Origin of the sequence: Pseudomonas sp. YY-1 (genome assembly GCF_002843095.1) — a bacterium.
Taxonomy (GTDB): Bacteria; Pseudomonadota; Gammaproteobacteria; order Pseudomonadales; family Pseudomonadaceae; genus Aquipseudomonas; species Aquipseudomonas sediminis_A.
Window position 1 is genome coordinate 111,140 of sequence record NZ_PJLX01000008.1, and the last position, 13,978, is coordinate 125,117.

General features: G+C 63.5%; 11 protein-coding genes. 4 read left to right on the forward strand and 7 right to left on the reverse strand.

Annotated features, from left to right (window positions below):
• Nucleotides 1-158 precede the first annotated feature (158 nt).
• Nucleotides 159-2,294: a TonB-dependent siderophore receptor gene (locus tag CXP40_RS13265; protein ID WP_106734117.1), complete on the forward strand. Its 2,136-nt coding sequence runs from the start codon at nt 159-161 to the stop codon at nt 2,292-2,294.
• Between the two features lie 49 nt (nt 2,295-2,343).
• Nucleotides 2,344-3,555: a PepSY domain-containing protein gene (locus tag CXP40_RS13270; RefSeq protein ID WP_106734118.1), complete on the forward strand. Its 1,212-nt coding sequence runs from the start codon at nt 2,344-2,346 to the stop codon at nt 3,553-3,555.
• Here the strand turns inward: CXP40_RS13270 and CXP40_RS13275 are convergent.
• Together CXP40_RS13275 and cls are read right to left on the reverse strand one after the other, a co-directional pair.
• Nucleotides 3,538-4,263, reverse strand: a complete 726-nt coding sequence (locus CXP40_RS13275; protein ID WP_106734119.1) for an ABC transporter substrate-binding protein — start codon at nt 4,261-4,263, stop codon at nt 3,538-3,540. The two genes, CXP40_RS13270 and CXP40_RS13275, sit on opposite strands and share 18 nt — an antisense overlap.
• A 58-nt stretch (nt 4,264-4,321) precedes the next feature.
• Nucleotides 4,322-5,767, reverse strand: coding sequence for a cardiolipin synthase (gene cls / locus CXP40_RS13280; protein ID WP_106734120.1), 1,446 nt, complete (start codon nt 5,765-5,767; stop codon nt 4,322-4,324).
• Nucleotides 5,768-6,049: 282 nt separating this feature from the next.
• Here cls and CXP40_RS13285 point away from each other — a divergent pair, with 282 nt between their 5' ends.
• Nucleotides 6,050-7,717: a BCCT family transporter gene (locus tag CXP40_RS13285; RefSeq protein ID WP_106734121.1), complete on the forward strand. Its 1,668-nt coding sequence runs from the start codon at nt 6,050-6,052 to the stop codon at nt 7,715-7,717.
• A 108-nt stretch (nt 7,718-7,825) separates the two neighbouring features.
• Here CXP40_RS13285 and CXP40_RS13290 read toward each other — a convergent pair whose 3' ends face one another.
• Nucleotides 7,826-9,214, reverse strand: a complete 1,389-nt coding sequence (locus CXP40_RS13290) for an L-serine ammonia-lyase (protein ID WP_106734122.1) — start codon at nt 9,212-9,214, stop codon at nt 7,826-7,828.
• Nucleotides 9,215-9,397: 183 nt separating this feature from the next.
• Between CXP40_RS13290 and CXP40_RS13295 the strand changes: the two genes are divergently transcribed.
• Complete coding sequence (locus CXP40_RS13295; protein WP_099525121.1) at nt 9,398-10,300, forward strand: LysR family transcriptional regulator; 903 nt, start codon at nt 9,398-9,400, stop codon at nt 10,298-10,300.
• 78 nt (nt 10,301-10,378) lie between these two features.
• Here CXP40_RS13295 and CXP40_RS13300 read toward each other — a convergent pair whose 3' ends face one another.
• The 4 genes from CXP40_RS13300 to CXP40_RS13315 all read right to left on the reverse strand — a co-directional run bounded on the left by CXP40_RS13300 (nt 10,379) and on the right by CXP40_RS13315 (nt 13,978).
• Nucleotides 10,379-10,540 (reverse strand): DUF2986 domain-containing protein, encoded by a 162-nt coding sequence (locus CXP40_RS13300; protein WP_106734123.1) that lies wholly within the window; start codon nt 10,538-10,540, stop codon nt 10,379-10,381.
• A 130-nt stretch (nt 10,541-10,670) separates the two neighbouring features.
• A complete protein-coding gene (locus CXP40_RS13305) occupies nt 10,671-11,048 on the reverse strand; it encodes a GNAT family N-acetyltransferase (protein ID WP_106734215.1) in 378 nt (125 codons plus the stop codon).
• A gap of 306 nt (nt 11,049-11,354) precedes the next feature.
• Nucleotides 11,355-12,062, reverse strand: a complete 708-nt coding sequence (locus tag CXP40_RS13310; protein WP_106734124.1) for a 3'-5' exonuclease — start codon at nt 12,060-12,062, stop codon at nt 11,355-11,357.
• Entirely contained in the window at nt 12,059-13,978 is a 1,920-nt protein-coding gene (locus CXP40_RS13315) for a DUF294 nucleotidyltransferase-like domain-containing protein (protein ID WP_106734125.1), read from the reverse strand. Before CXP40_RS13315 ends, CXP40_RS13310 begins: the two co-directional genes overlap by 4 nt.

Genomic DNA, 13,978 nt, shown 5'->3' on the forward strand with positions numbered 1-13,978 from the left:
TGAAGATGTAAATTATTCGTATTGACTTGGTGAGGCGCCTGCTGCGAGAATTTTGTCGCTAATTATTTGCATTTGCGATTGGCAAATGTCTGCCAGGGAGGCATTCGGCTGCGAAGGGACTGCCAGCGGCTATCGACAGCGCATCAGGAGATCCTCCCTTGTTCAGCAGAAAAACCCACCTGGCCGTGGCGATTGCGGCCGCCTGCAGTTTCAACCATGCCGTGGCCAGTGAGCAGGAGCAGCTCGAGCTCGATGCCCAGACCGTGGTCGGCGACAGTGCAGCGGCCGAGGTCGACAGCTACAAGTCCACGCCCAGCAGTGCTGCGACCAAGCTCGACCTGACCCCGCGGCAGACGCCGCAGTCGATTTCCACCCTGAGCAGCGCCCAGCTGCGCGACTTCAAGCTCACCAGCGTCAACGATGCGCTCAAGGCCGTGCCGGGCGTGCAGGTGCAGGAAGTCGAAACCGACCGCACCTACTACACCGCTCGCGGCTTCGACATCACCAACTTCCAATACGACGGCATCTCCGTGCCCTTCGTCTACGGCAACGTCGAGGGTGATCTGGATACCGCCATGTATGAACGAGTGGAGGTGATTCGCGGCGCCAACGGCCTGATGTCCGGTACCGGCAACCCCTCGGCGACGGTCAATTTCGTGCGCAAGCGACCCACGCTGGCACCGCAGGCGCGCGTCGATCTGACGGCCGGCTCCTGGGATAAGCGGCGTATCGACACCGACGTATCCGGTGCGCTGACCGATGCCGGCAACATCCGCGGCCGCGTGGTGTATGCCAACGAAAACAAGAACTCCTACCTCGACCGCTACTCGCGTGAGAAGAACGTGTTCCATGGTGTGCTGGAGTTCGATCTGGATGACCGTACTCTCTTCACCCTCGGCCACACCCTGCAGACCAGCGACGCCAACTCGCCGATGTGGGGGGCGTTGCCGCTGGTCTATCAGGACGGTGGCAAGACCGACTATTCGCGCTCTACCAGCACCGCGACCGATTGGGCCTACTGGGACAACCAGGAAAATCGCACCTTTGCCGAGCTGGCGCACACCTTCGACAATGGCTGGCAGGCCAAGACAGTGGTCACCCGTGTCGAGAAGAAGAGCGATGGCTCGATGTTCTATGTCTACGGCACGCCGAACCGCCAGACGGGTGCAGGCCTGTATTCCTATCCGTCCGAATACAACGAAAAGAACAAGCAGCTGATCGTCGATCTGCAGGCCAGTGGCCCTTTCAATCTGGGCGGTCGTCAGCACGAAGCGGCCTTGGGTGGCAGCTGGTCGCGCTCCGAACTTGAGGATCTGTCCTGGTACGACTCCAGCACCGGCACCATGCTGCCGCCGCTGGAGCAGTGGACCGGCAATTATCCGAAGCCCCTTAACGATAACGGCAGCAACGGCAGTGACTTCACCGACCGCATGAAGAGTGTCTACGGTGCAGCACGTTGGAGCCTGACCGATGATTTGAGCCTGATCACTGGCGCTCGCGTGGTCGATGTGAAGAGCGATGGCACCAACTATGGCCTGGCCAAGTCGTCGAAGAACAGCGGCAAGGTCGTACCTTACGCGGGCATCGTTTACGACATCACCGATCAGTACTCGGTCTACGCCAGCTACACCGAGATCTTCACCCCGCAGACCAAGAACGATGTGAGTGGCTCGCGTCTGGCTCCCCTGGAGGGCGTGAACTACGAAGCCGGTATCAAGGGTGAACTGTTCGACGACAAGGTCAACGTTTCCCTGGCGGTATTCCGTACCGAACAGGACAACTTCGCCGAGCAGGCCGGCATGAATGGTTCGGTGGCTTACTACCGCGCCATCGAAGGCCTGACCAGCGAAGGCTACGAGCTGGAGTTCTCTGGCGAGCCGCTGGAGGGTCTGCAACTCAGCGCCGGCTACACCTTTGTCGACATCACCAATGCCGATGGCTCGCATGCGGTGACCTACTCGCCCAAGCACATGATCAAGACGGCTGCTACTTACCGCATCCCGGGTATGGAGAAGCTCAAGGTCGGCGCCGCCGTGCGTTGGCAGGACGATATCAAGATCGCCGTGCCGCTGACGGCCGATGACGGTTTCACTTCGATTGGCACTGCCGACGTGAAGCAAAAGGCCTACGCCGTGGTCGACCTGATGGCCAGCTACGACATCGACCCGAACTGGAGCGTGTCGGCCAACCTCAACAACCTCACCGACGAGAAGTACCTGAACAGCCTGTACTGGACGCAGGCCTACTACGGTGCACCACGTAACGTCAGCGCCACCCTGACCTGGAAATACTGACAGCCAGGGCCGCCCGTGTGGGCGGCCCTGCCGTCGATGAGAGATTTCGATGCGCCCAATTCTGGTACTGCTGCACCGCTGGTGCGGCCTGTTCATTGCCCTGTTTCTGTTCACCGCCGGCTTGACCGGCGCTGTCATTTCCTGGGATCACGAACTGGACGAATGGCTCAACCCGCAGCTGTTCGACGCGCAAAGCGCAGGGCCGGCGCAGGACCCGCTGCAGCTTGTGGATGCCCTGGAAGCACGCGACCCACGTTTGCAGGTGAGCTTCATGCCGCTGGCGCTGGAGCCTGGCCATGCGCTGGGGGTCTTCGTCGACCCGCGTATCGATCCGGCTACCGGCAAGGCCTACGAGTTAGGCTTCAATCAGCTGGGCATCGACCCGGCGAACGGCGATGTCCAGGGTCAGCGCGAGTGGGGAGCGATCTCCCTGAGCCGGGAGAACCTGCTGCCGTTTCTCTACAAGCTGCACTACAGCCTGCACATCCCGGATGGCTTCGGTATCGAGCTGGGCGTGCTGTTCTTCGGCATCGTCGCCATCGTCTGGTGTCTCGATTGCCTGGTCGCACTGTGGCTGTCGTTCCCCAACCTGCGTAGGTGGCGCAAGTCGTTCGCCTTTCGCTGGCGCCAGGGCGGCTACAAGCTCAACTTCGACCTGCACCGCTCCGGCGGCGTATGGATATGGTTGCTGCTGTTGATCCTCGCCGTCACCTCGGTATCGATGAACCTCGAACGCCAGGTGGTGCGTCCGCTGGTGGAGCTGTTCTCGCCGCTGACGCCAAGCCCTTTCGCCAGTCGCACACCTGTGACCCTGGACCAGCAGATCGTGCCGCAGATCGATCGCCGCCAGGCCATCGCCATCGCCGATGCCGAAGCGCGTCGACTGGGCTGGCAAGCGCCTGCCGCCGGACTGTTCCACTCGGCGGAGTTCGGTGTCTACGGCGTCGGTTTCTACGAGCTGGGTGATGACCATGGCGATGCCGGGTTGGGCAATCCCTGGATCTACGTCGACAGCCGCAGTGGCGAACTGGCCGGTGCGCATGTACCTGGCACGGGCAGTGCCGGGGATATCTTCCTGCAGGCGCAATTCCCGCTGCACTCCGGGCGCATCATCGGTCTGCCGGGGCGGATTCTGGTGTCGTTGCTGGGCCTGGCTGTTGCGGTCTTGTCCGTGACCGGCGTGGTGATCTGGGCCAGGAAACGTCGTTCGCGCGTGTTCGCCGAACAGCGTCTGCGCGGCGGCTCACAGGCCGTGGCGTAAACGCAGCGCTGCGACCTGATCGGCTCGCTCCGCGAGGAAGCGATTGAACGCCTCGATCAGCTCGGGATGGTTGATGCTGGACAGGTAGTAGTGATCCTCCACATGCGGCAGCTCCGGGTCGAACACCAGGCTGTCGGGCGCCATGCGCATCTGCCGGAGTTGGTGAGCCACTACCTTGGGGTTGAGGTAGACCGCGTCGACGCGGTCACTGGCGGCCATGCGCAGCAACGAGTCGATCTGGTTGGCCTGGATCAGGCGGATTTTTCCGGCGCGAATGTCCGCCAGGTAGGGCCAGGGCGTAAAGCCGTTCTGTGTGCCGAGTAGTTCGATGCGTTGCTGGCCCTGCCCGAGGTACCGCGGCTTGACCAGCATGCCGTCGACATAAGGCGCTGCCGGGTGGCTGTAGTGGATGTCGTGGCCGGCTTTCTGGTCGGCATTCCATTGCGGGTGATCGGGGAACTTGAGGTCGACTCGGCCGGACAGGAAATCGCCGAGCAGCCGTCGGACCGGCAGCGGCGTGTAGACGAAGCGATAGCCAGACTCGGCGGCGAAGGCGTCCAGCAGGTCGCGGGCGTAGCCGCGGTACTCACCGTTCTCCACGTCGGAATACGGCTGATAGGGCTGCAGTTCGACGCCGACGCGAATGTCCTCCTGCGCGGCGACGGGCAGGGCGAGCAGGCAGAGCAGCAGGGCAAAGCACTTGGTCATGGCAGGCAGGGTCTCGCTGACAGCTAACAGCGGCTGGCACCCTAACCATAGCTGCGCCTTAGAGAATCGGCGAGATCAGCCTTGCTACGCGCATGCCCAGTTGTTGCAGGCGGTGCAGGTTGCGCCGGTCGGCGTTGACCAGCTCGCGCGAGCGGCTGAAGTCGTCTTCCAGCATGGCCGCCACCTGAGCGTTGAAGCCCTCGTCGAAGGTCAGCAGGCTGACCTCGAAATTCAGGCGGAAGGAGCGGTTATCCAGGTTGGCGCTGCCCAGCATGCTGACATCGTGATCGATCAGCAAAGCCTTCTGATGCAGGAAGCCCGGCTGGTAGCGAAAGATGCGCACGCCCGCGCGCAAGGCTTCGAAGGCATACAGGCTGGAGGCGGCGTAGACGATGCGATGGTCCGGGCGTGCCGGCAGCAGCAGGCGCACGTCGACGCCACGCATCACTGCCAGGCGCAGTGCGGCGAACAGCGCTTCGTCGGGCACGAAGTAGGGGCTGCTCAGCCAGATCCGCTCGCGTGCCGCATGAATCGCCTCGACGAACAGCAGCGAGCAGGTCTCCTGTGGGTCGGCCGGGCCGCTGGCGACCACCTGGCAGAGCAGGCCGGGTTCGTCCTGCTTGCTCGGCATCAGCAGCGGTGGCAAGCGTTTGCAGGCCCAGTACCAGTCTTCGGCGAAAGCTTCCTGCAGGCTGGCCACCACCGGGCCGCGCACCTCGACATGGGTGTCGCGCCAGGGCGCCAGCGGCGGCTTCTGCCCGAGGTATTCGATGCCGACGTTGAGCCCGCCGAGAAAACCGATCTCACCGTCGACCACGACGATCTTGCGGTGGTTGCGAAAATTCAGCTGAAAGCGATTGAGCAGCCCGGAGCGCGTGGGGAAGGCGTGTATCTGCACGCCACCGCGGCGCAGGCGGTCGATGAAGGCGGCAGATAACGAATGGCTGCCGACGCCGTCATACAGCACATGCACCTTTACGCCAGCGGCGGCGCGTTCCAGCAGTACGTCTTGCAGGCGCCGGCCGAGGCGGTCGTCACGGATGATGAAGAACTGCAACAGGATTACTTGCTGGGCGCCGGCCAGGGCGTTGAGTATCGCCGCGAAGGTGGCCTCGCCGTCGATCAACAATTCGACGCGGTTGCCGGTCAGGCCAGGCAGATGCGACAGACGCGGCAGAGCACGCAGGCGGTCGTAGGCGGGCGACAGGTGCGCGGCCTTGGCTTCCTCGACCCAGGGGCGCCAGTCCTGCTCGGCCATGGCGTGGTGCATTTCCTTGTCGGCCTGACGCCGCGCCTTGACGTAAGCATCGAAGCGACTGCGGCCGAACACCAGGTACGGCAGCAGCGTCAGGTAGGGCATGAAGAACAGCGACAGCCCCCAGGCGAGCGCACCCTGGGCGGTGCGCACGGTCAGCACGGCGTGGATCGCGGCCAGCACGCCAAGGGCGTGAATGGTGGCGATCAGGTAGGCGAACAAGTGGGGAATGCCGAAATCGGCAGGCATGCAGGCTCTTCCTTTCACAGGCTGTGTGCAACTGACTACGGCGGTTGCAGGGCGTTCTGCGTACATCCTGCCACGCTGTTTCCTGGTGTGGCAGTGCCGGGCAAATTGCCAGCTTACAGGGAATTATTCGGGACTCTCATGTGTCTGTGAGTCTGAGTGAGCGGAATTCATGTGTTACCCTTTCCGGTTCGACCCGTCTGTGGGTCGTCTTTAATTGGAGGAGGGCATCCGTCCTGTTCACGCTCGTCTAGCGAGTCAAACGCATCAAGGAGCACGCCACGTATGGGAAACGTCCCTTCGCATGACACGACCCCGCCATCCGCAGCGGAAACCCACGAGGGCATCCCGGCACCGTCCGGTGAGGCCAATCTGATCGACACCGATTACGTCATCGGTCAGGACAACATCAAAGGGCAATTCGTTTTCGCCCTCGACATTCATGGCAAGGTCTTCACCATCTCCGCGCTGGTCGCGGTGATCTTCGTGATCCTCGCCCTTGCTCTGCAGAACCAGATCGAGCCGCTGTTCAGCGGCCTGCGCGACTGGCTCACCCACCACATGGCCTGGTTCTTCATCGGCGCCGCCAACATCTTCGTCGTCCTCTGTATCGGGCTGATCCTGTCGCCACTGGGCAAGGTACGCCTCGGCGGCAAGGACGCGACGCCCGATTACACCTACATGGGCTGGTTCTCCATGCTGTTCGCCGCCGGTATGGGTATCGGCCTGATGTTCTACGGCGTGTCCGAGCCCATGTCGCACTACAGCGCGGCGATGGGTGGAATCACCGTCGGTGAGGATGGCGTGCGTACCGACTGGGCACCGCTTGGCGGCGCTGCTGGCAACGCCGAAGAAGCCGTGCGTCTGGGCATGGCTGCGACCATCTTCCACTGGGGCCTGCACCCCTGGGCGATCTACGCCATCGTCGCCCTGGCACTGGCGCTGTTCTCGTTCAACAAGGGCCTGCCGCTGTCGATCCGTTCGATCTTCTACCCGATTCTCGGTGAGCGCGTCTGGGGCTGGCCGGGGCATATCGTCGACATCCTCGCGGTGTTCGCCACCCTGTTCGGGCTGGTCACCTCGCTGGGGCTTGGTGCGGAGCAGGCGGCTGCGGGTGTGGAGTACCTGTTCGGCATCCCGGCGACGGACACCACCAAGGTGCTGCTGATCATCGCTATCACCCTGATCGCCCTGGCTTCGGTAGTCGCCGGTCTCGACAAGGGCGTCAAGCGCCTGTCAGAGATCAATATGGGCCTGGCCATGGCCCTGTTGTTGTTCATCATCATCGCCGGGCCGACCCTGGTGATCTTCACCGACTTCTTCAAGAACCTCGGTGCTTACCTGCAGTACCTGCCGGCGCTGTCCAACCCGGTCGGTCGTGAAGATGCCAACTTCAGCCAGGGCTGGACCGCCTTCTACTGGGCCTGGTGGATCAGCTGGTCGCCGTTCGTCGGCATGTTCATCGCCCGTGTCAGCCGTGGTCGCAGCGTGCGTGAGTTCCTCGTCGCCGTGCTGCTGGTGCCGTCGCTGGTGTCGGTGCTGTGGATGACTGCCTTCGGTGGTACCGCCATCAACCAGCTGCTGGTCGATGGTTTCACCGGTGCGCAGGAAGCCGGCCTGGAGCTGAAGCTGTTCAGCATGCTCGGTGAAATGCCGCTGACCGGTATCACCTCGTTCATCGGCATCGTGCTGGTAGTGGTGTTCTTCATCACCTCGTCGGACTCGGGCTCCCTGGTGATCGACACCATCACCGCTGGCGGCAAGGTCAACGCGCCGGTACCGCAGCGCGTGTTCTGGGCCAGCATCGAAGGCGTGATCGCCATCGCCCTGCTGCTCGGCGGCGGCCTGGTGGCGCTGCAGGCCATGGCCGTGTCGACGGGCCTGCCGTTCACCATCGTGCTGCTGGTGGGCTGTATTTCCATCGTCAAAGGCCTGATGAGCGAGCCGCGTTAAGCGATGAACGACCCTCTCCCATGGACGGGAGCGGGTCGTTCCGGCCATAAATGAAAACGCCGCGAACCTGTCAGGGTTCGCGGCGTTTTCGTATCTGGCGGTCGTGCATCAGCACTCGATGATATTTACCGCCAGGCCGCCACGGGCGGTTTCCTTGTACTTGGTCAGCATGTCTGCGCCGGTCTCGCGCATGGTCTTGATCACCTTGTCCAGGCTCACGTAGTGCGAGCCATCGCCGTATAGCGCCATGCGCGCGGCGTTGATGGCCTTCACCGAGGCGATGGCGTTGCGCTCGATGCAGGGGATCTGCACCAGGCCGCCGACCGGGTCGCAGGTCAGGCCCAGGTGGTGCTCCATGCCGATTTCCGCCGCGTTCTCGACCTGCTCCGGGGTGCCGCCCAGAACAGCACACAACGCACCGGCCGCCATCGAACAGGCCACGCCGACTTCACCCTGGCAACCGACTTCTGCGCCGCTGATCGAGGCGTTTTCCTTGTACAGGATGCCGATGGCGCCGGCGGTGAGCAGGAAATCGATGATGCCGCGGTCGCTGGCGCCGGAAATGGCGTTGGCGTAGTAGTGCAGCACGGCCGGGATGATGCCGGCGGCGCCGTTGGTTGGCGCGGTGACCACGCGGCCACCGGCGGCATTCTCCTCGTTCACCGCCAGGGCCCAGAGGTTGACCCAGTCGAGCATGCGCAGCGGGTCTTCCAGGTAGCTGCGCTGGAAGCCGCCCAGCTTGCGCGCCAGGATCGCGGCACGGCGACGTACCTTGAAGCCGCCCGGCAGAATACCTTCGGTGTGGCAGCCACGGTCGACGCAGGCCTGCATCACCTTCCAGATTTCCAGCAGGCCGGCATCGGTCTCTTCGTCGCTGCGCCAGTGACGTTCGTTGCGGCGCATTACCTCGGCAATGCCGATGCCGTTCTCGCGCGCCAGGCGCAGCAGGTCGGCGCCACTGCTGAACGGCAGCGGCAGGCTGGTGGCGTCCGGGGCGATGACCTTGTGCTTGGAGCCGTCGGCGAGAATCGCCTCGCTGACCACGAAGCCGCCACCTACCGAGTAATAGGTGGCCTCGTGAACCTGAATGCCGGCGGCATCGAAGGCGGCGAAGCGCAAACCGTTGGCATGCAGCGGCAGCGCCTTGCGGAACATCTTCAGGTCGGCCTTCTCGTCGAAGGCGACGGAGTGCTTGCCGGCCAGGACGATGCGCTTGTCGCGGCGGATGGCCTCGATGTAGCCCGGCACCTGGTCCACGTCGACGGTATCCGGCTCATGGCCGCTGAGGCCGAGCAGCACCGCCTTGTCACTGCCGTGGCCCTTGCCGGTGGCGCCCAGCGAGCCGTACAGCTCGGCGGCGACGCGGGTCACCTGCGGCATGTGATCGTGGTTTTCCAGCGCGTGAGTGAACAGCGCGGCGGCGCGCATCGGGCCGACGGTGTGGGAGCTGGAGGGGCCGATACCGACTTTGAACAGGTCGAAAACGCTGATAGCCATGGCGAGATTCTTCTTGTGTGGGCACGTCTGAAAACCCGGTTTTCAGCGATGCCGTCATGTGGGTGAACCACGCGCCCGGTTCAGCGCGTGTGGATATCTCTATCTAAGGCCGGCCATATCATTATGTATACTGATTTATTTTTAACCTATTCGTTAGCGACCCTTAACTATTGAGATCGCGTCATGGACATCACCCGCCTGCGCACCCTGCGTGAACTGGCCCGCTGCCGCACCATGGCCGCTGCTGCCGAGTCGCTGCACCTGACGCCCTCGGCGGTTTCGCAGCAGGTGTCCCAGCTCGAACGCGAAGCGGACATGGCGCTGATCGAACGGCGCGGGCGCGGTGTGGTGCTGACCCCGGCCGGCGAGCGCCTGGTGGCGCATGCCGAGCGCATCCTCATGGTGCTCGACGAAGCGCGCTCGGAGCTGGCGCTGCTGCGCGGTGAAATCGCCGGTGAGCTGCGTGTGGCGGCTTTCCCCTCGATTGCCGTGGCGGTGATCGCCGAAACCGTGCGCGCGTTGCGCAGCGCCTACCCTCGGCTGAACGTGGTGGTATTGGAACTGGAACCGCAGGAAAGCCTCAGCGCCCTCGGCGCCTGGCAGATCGACGTGGCGGTGATCGACGACCTGGCCGTGCAGCCCGACGAAAACCGCGAGAACTACGCGCTGATTCCCCTGACCCAGGACCAGCTGCACGTGCTGCTGCCCATCGACCATGCCCTGGCCCGGCGCGACAGCCTGACCATCGCCGAGCTGCGCGACGAAGCCTGGGCGCTGGACTCCACCGGCAGCTCGTTCGGCGAATTCATCACCAACCTGTGCCGCCGTTCGGGTTATGCGCCGCGCATCAATGCCCACTGCGCCGGCTTCGAGATGGTCGCGGCCATGGTCGCCTCGGGCAACTCCATCTCCATCGTCTCCGGCCTGCGCCTGGTACGAACGCTACCCGGCGTCACCGCCGTGCCGCTGCTGCCGGCTATCCAGCGTGGCGTGTTCCTCGCCTACCGCAAGGGCGAGCGCGATCACCCGGCGGTGAACGTGTTTCTCGACGAGGCGGTGTATACCGCAGACAAGGTGCTGGGTTAGCCCGCTCGTGTGATAGGGGCTTTAGCCGCGATGCTCTTGGCTTTTCGATGGGGCCCACATCATCCGTCTAACCGACTTTTACTCCACGGGCGCGAGAGGCTCTTGAGCCGTTTCAGCCTCCAACTTCGCCCTGTCAGCTTTGCTGATGTACTTGGGTTTGCTGCTTTTGGGCGCGAGCTTGGCATTGGCCTTCTTGGCATGGGCTTCGAGTAGTTGTTTGATCTTCTTGCGGCGATTCATGGGCGTGTGTCTGCGCTGTTATAGATTGAAGGTGTTGCCGGTAGTACCCACGCTCTGCGGGGGGATCGCCGTATAAGATGCTGTGCGTCGGAGTCTGTCGTCTGATCTGAGAGGCCGGCCGTGTGAAGGGTCAGGGCGCACTCGAGGGACTACGGACGTAGTAGTTGTCGAATTCGCCTTGCTCCACAAGCTGGAAGCCATGGCGGGTGTAGAACTCATTGGACTCGCTCTCCCGCAACGCACCGACTTTGACCGGCTTTTGCAGTGACTCGGCTTGACTGAACACGGACTGCAAGACCTGGGCGCCGATGCCAAGGCGTTGATGCTCAGGTCTGACGTACAAGTGATCGAGCAATAGGTACGGCTCTTGGAGCTTTGTGACGACAAACCCGACGCGCTTGCCGGCGACGACGATGTGCCTTGTGCTCTCGGGCGAGAAGCCGGCAAGAAAGCGCTCTCTTGCGCGCGCTGGATCGAACCGTCCGATGCGCTCCAGGCTCTCGCGCATGGCTTCGATGCGGATGGCGACGAGCGCTTCGAAATCGGATTGTATTGCAGGCTCAAGGTTGACGCGCGGTCGCTTCTGAGACACGAGCTTCTGGTTCCTGTGTGTTCTAACAGTGATTAGATTGAAGGCGGCATCAATCCGATAATTGAGCGCTCTATTTAGCTCCGTATCATTGCGCTACGCCTGACGCGAAAGGCTTTCGACGCTTAACCTTATCTCGGGATGACTGGCCGGGCAGAGTGTTTGCCTGACTTCCACTTTTGCCCTCCCGCTCTGACGGGGGCATACACGCATGCCCTGTATCAATCAGCCCCAGACCGCCCCCACTGGCGTATGCCCCGGATAGTGCCTCGCCACCTGCGCCTGCAGCAGCTCGCCACAGGCCAACGCATCGGTCAGCGCATGGTGCGCCGAGTACAGCGGTAGGCCGTAGCGCAGGCGGCTGTCGGCCAGGCGGATGGAAATGGGTTCGCGGCCGCGCAGGCGGTCCCACCAGCTTACGGTGCGCTTGGGGTGCAGGCGGGCTTCCAGTTCCATGGTGTCGATGGTGGGGAAGATCAGCCCTTCGCCGAGGTGCTGGCGCACGGCCTGGTCGAGGAAGCTGCGTTCGATATTGCGGTAGTGCACCACCACCACCTTGCCGGCCAGGGCTTCCAGTAGCTCTTCGAGCACACTGGCCAGGCGTGGGGCGTGGCGGATGTCGCTGTGGGTGATGTGGTGGAAGGTGACCGATTCGGCACTCAACTCGCTGGTGGGTTTGACCACCCAGTAGCGCGCCTCGCTGCAGCGGATGCGTTGCAGGCTCAGTGGCACCAGGCCAAGGCTGACGATGGCATGTTCACGCGGGTCGAGGCCGGTGGTTTCCACGTCCAGCGCCACCAGCGGTACTTCCGCCAATGGCGTATCGGCGGCGACGCAGCCGGCGCCGTAGAAGGCGCGCAGGCGCGGGTCGCGGCTGCTTTCGGCGAGGCTGGCGAACAGTTGCGGCCAGTCCTGGGCTGCGCGCTCGCTCATCGCGGGCGGCTCGCTGGCTGTGCGGGGTAGCGAAAGCGCAGGAATTTCTGCGCGTTGCTGATCACCTGGAAGGCTTCCTTGAGGTGCTGGCGTTCGCTGGCGCTGAACTGTTCCGGCTCGATGTAGTTGCTCGGTGCGTTGCCAGCCTCGACTTCACGGGCCTGGTGGCGCACGCGTACCAGGCTGAGGAACTCGAAGGCGTAACGCAGGTGTTCCAACGCCTCCTTGGGCAGCAGCTTGGTGGCGGCGATGGCGTCGAGGCGATCCAGCGAGTTCTGCGCCTTGGAGCCACAGGCCAGGGCGTGCACGCGGATCAGGTCGGTGAGCGGCGCGGTGCCGCGGCCTTTGAGGTTGATGATGTTGCGGTGGCGGCCGTCGGTTTCCATCACGAAGGTGCGGAAGAAGCCCAGCGGCGGTGTGCGGTTGAGCGCGTTACGCGCCAGCGCGGCGAGGAAGGCGGGGCAGGCGCTGGCCTTCTGTGCCAACAGGTCCTTGAGGTTTTCCACCAGCTCGGTTTCGCCGTAGAGGCCGTCGAGGTCGAAGAAGATGCTGGCGTTGAGCAGGGTTTCCGGGTTGGGCCGCTCGATCCACTCGCTGAAGTACTGCCGCCACACCTTCAGCGGCTGCCGCCACTTGGGGTTGGTGGCCATGATGCCGCCCTTGCAGTAGCTGTAGCCGCAGGCGGCCAGGCCGTCGCTGACGAACTGCGCCAGTTCGGCGAAGTAGGCGTCGTGTTCGTCCGCATCGAAGCTATCGTCGAGCACCAGAGCATTGTCCTGGTCGGTGAGCAGCAGTTGCTCGTCGCGGGCCATGGAGCCTGCAGCCATGAAGCAGTAGGGCACAGGCGGCGGGCCGAGTTTCTGTTCGGCCAGCTCCAGCAGGCGCTGGCTGAAGGCGCGGCCGATGCCGCTCATGGCGCTGCCGACCATGTGCGCGCTGGCATCGTCGGCGACCATGCGTACGAAGGTGGCGCGCAGGTCCGGCAGCAGGCTCTTGAGCCCCTCCACCGAGGTCTTGTTGAAGATGCCGTTGACCAGATACAGGCTGCTGCGCGACTCGTAGCGGATGATGTCGGCCAGCGCCACCACGCCCACCGGGCGGCGGCGATGCAGCACCGGCAGATGGTGGATGTTGTTGCGCAGCATGCACAGCATGGCTTCGAACACCGAGTCGTCGGCCTGCAGGGTGATCGGGTTGGGCGTCATGATCTGGCTGACCGGCGTGTCGCTGGGCAGGCCGGCGGCGACCACGCGGGTGCGCAGGTCGCGGTCGGTGAGGATGCCAGCCATCACCTGGTTCTGCTGCTCGGCGACGTCCACCTGGTTCGGGTCGGGCCAGCGCGTGCCGGGATCGACGACGATCACCGAGGACACGCTGTGCTCGGTCATCACCTGCGCCACCTGCTGGATCGGCGTATCCAGCGGCACGCTGATCGCACTGCGCGAGATCAGCTTGCGCACCTTGATCTTCATCAATTCGCTGGCCTTGCCGTGGCTGTCTTCCAGGGCGGACTTGAGTCGCGACTGGCCTTCGGCCTCGACGAAGTCGGCAAAACTGTCGAACTGGTCGCAGAGCTGTTGAAACAGGGGGCCCGGTATGAAGTAGATCAGGCAATCTTCCAGTGCCGTGGCGCCCAGGCGCACCTTGTTGCCGCGCAGCAGCCCGGCCTGGCCGAAGATGTCGCCTTCGGTCAGGCGGTTGTGCAGTTCGCCGCTTCGCCGATGGATTTCCACCGCGCCGCTGCGTACGTAATGCAGCTCGTGGATCGGCGCAGCGACGGCGAGGATTTCACTGCCGGCCTTGAAGTAGCCCACTTGCACCTGGCGGGCGATCTCGTCGAGAGTCTGCTCCGGCAGAGTGTCGAAAGGGGCGAAGCGATTCAGGTGGTCGCGGATCTCGATCAACTCGATCTGCAT

Bases quoted from the DNA above. Each gene is read 5' to 3' on its own strand.
- CXP40_RS13285 (WP_106734121.1), top strand. From the start codon at position 6,050: ATGGGAAACGTCCCTTCGCATGACACGACCCCGCCATCCGCAGCGGAA.
- CXP40_RS13295 (WP_099525121.1), top strand. From the start codon at position 9,398: ATGGACATCACCCGCCTGCGCACCCTGCGTGAACTGGCCCGCTGCCGC.
- CXP40_RS13270 (WP_106734118.1), top strand. From the start codon at position 2,344: ATGCGCCCAATTCTGGTACTGCTGCACCGCTGGTGCGGCCTGTTCATT.
- CXP40_RS13275 (WP_106734119.1), bottom strand. From the start codon at position 4,263: ATGACCAAGTGCTTTGCCCTGCTGCTCTGCCTGCTCGCCCTGCCCGTC.
- cls (WP_106734120.1), bottom strand. From the start codon at position 5,767: ATGCCTGCCGATTTCGGCATTCCCCACTTGTTCGCCTACCTGATCGCC.
- CXP40_RS13300 (WP_106734123.1), bottom strand. From the start codon at position 10,540: ATGAATCGCCGCAAGAAGATCAAACAACTACTCGAAGCCCATGCCAAG.
- CXP40_RS13290 (WP_106734122.1), bottom strand. From the start codon at position 9,214: ATGGCTATCAGCGTTTTCGACCTGTTCAAAGTCGGTATCGGCCCCTCC.
- CXP40_RS13315 (WP_106734125.1), bottom strand. From the start codon at position 13,978: ATGCAGATCGAGTTGATCGAGATCCGCGACCACCTGAATCGCTTCGCC.
- CXP40_RS13310 (WP_106734124.1), bottom strand. From the start codon at position 12,062: ATGAGCGAGCGCGCAGCCCAGGACTGGCCGCAACTGTTCGCCAGCCTC.
- CXP40_RS13305 (WP_106734215.1), bottom strand. From the start codon at position 11,048: ATGCGCGAGAGCCTGGAGCGCATCGGACGGTTCGATCCAGCGCGCGCA.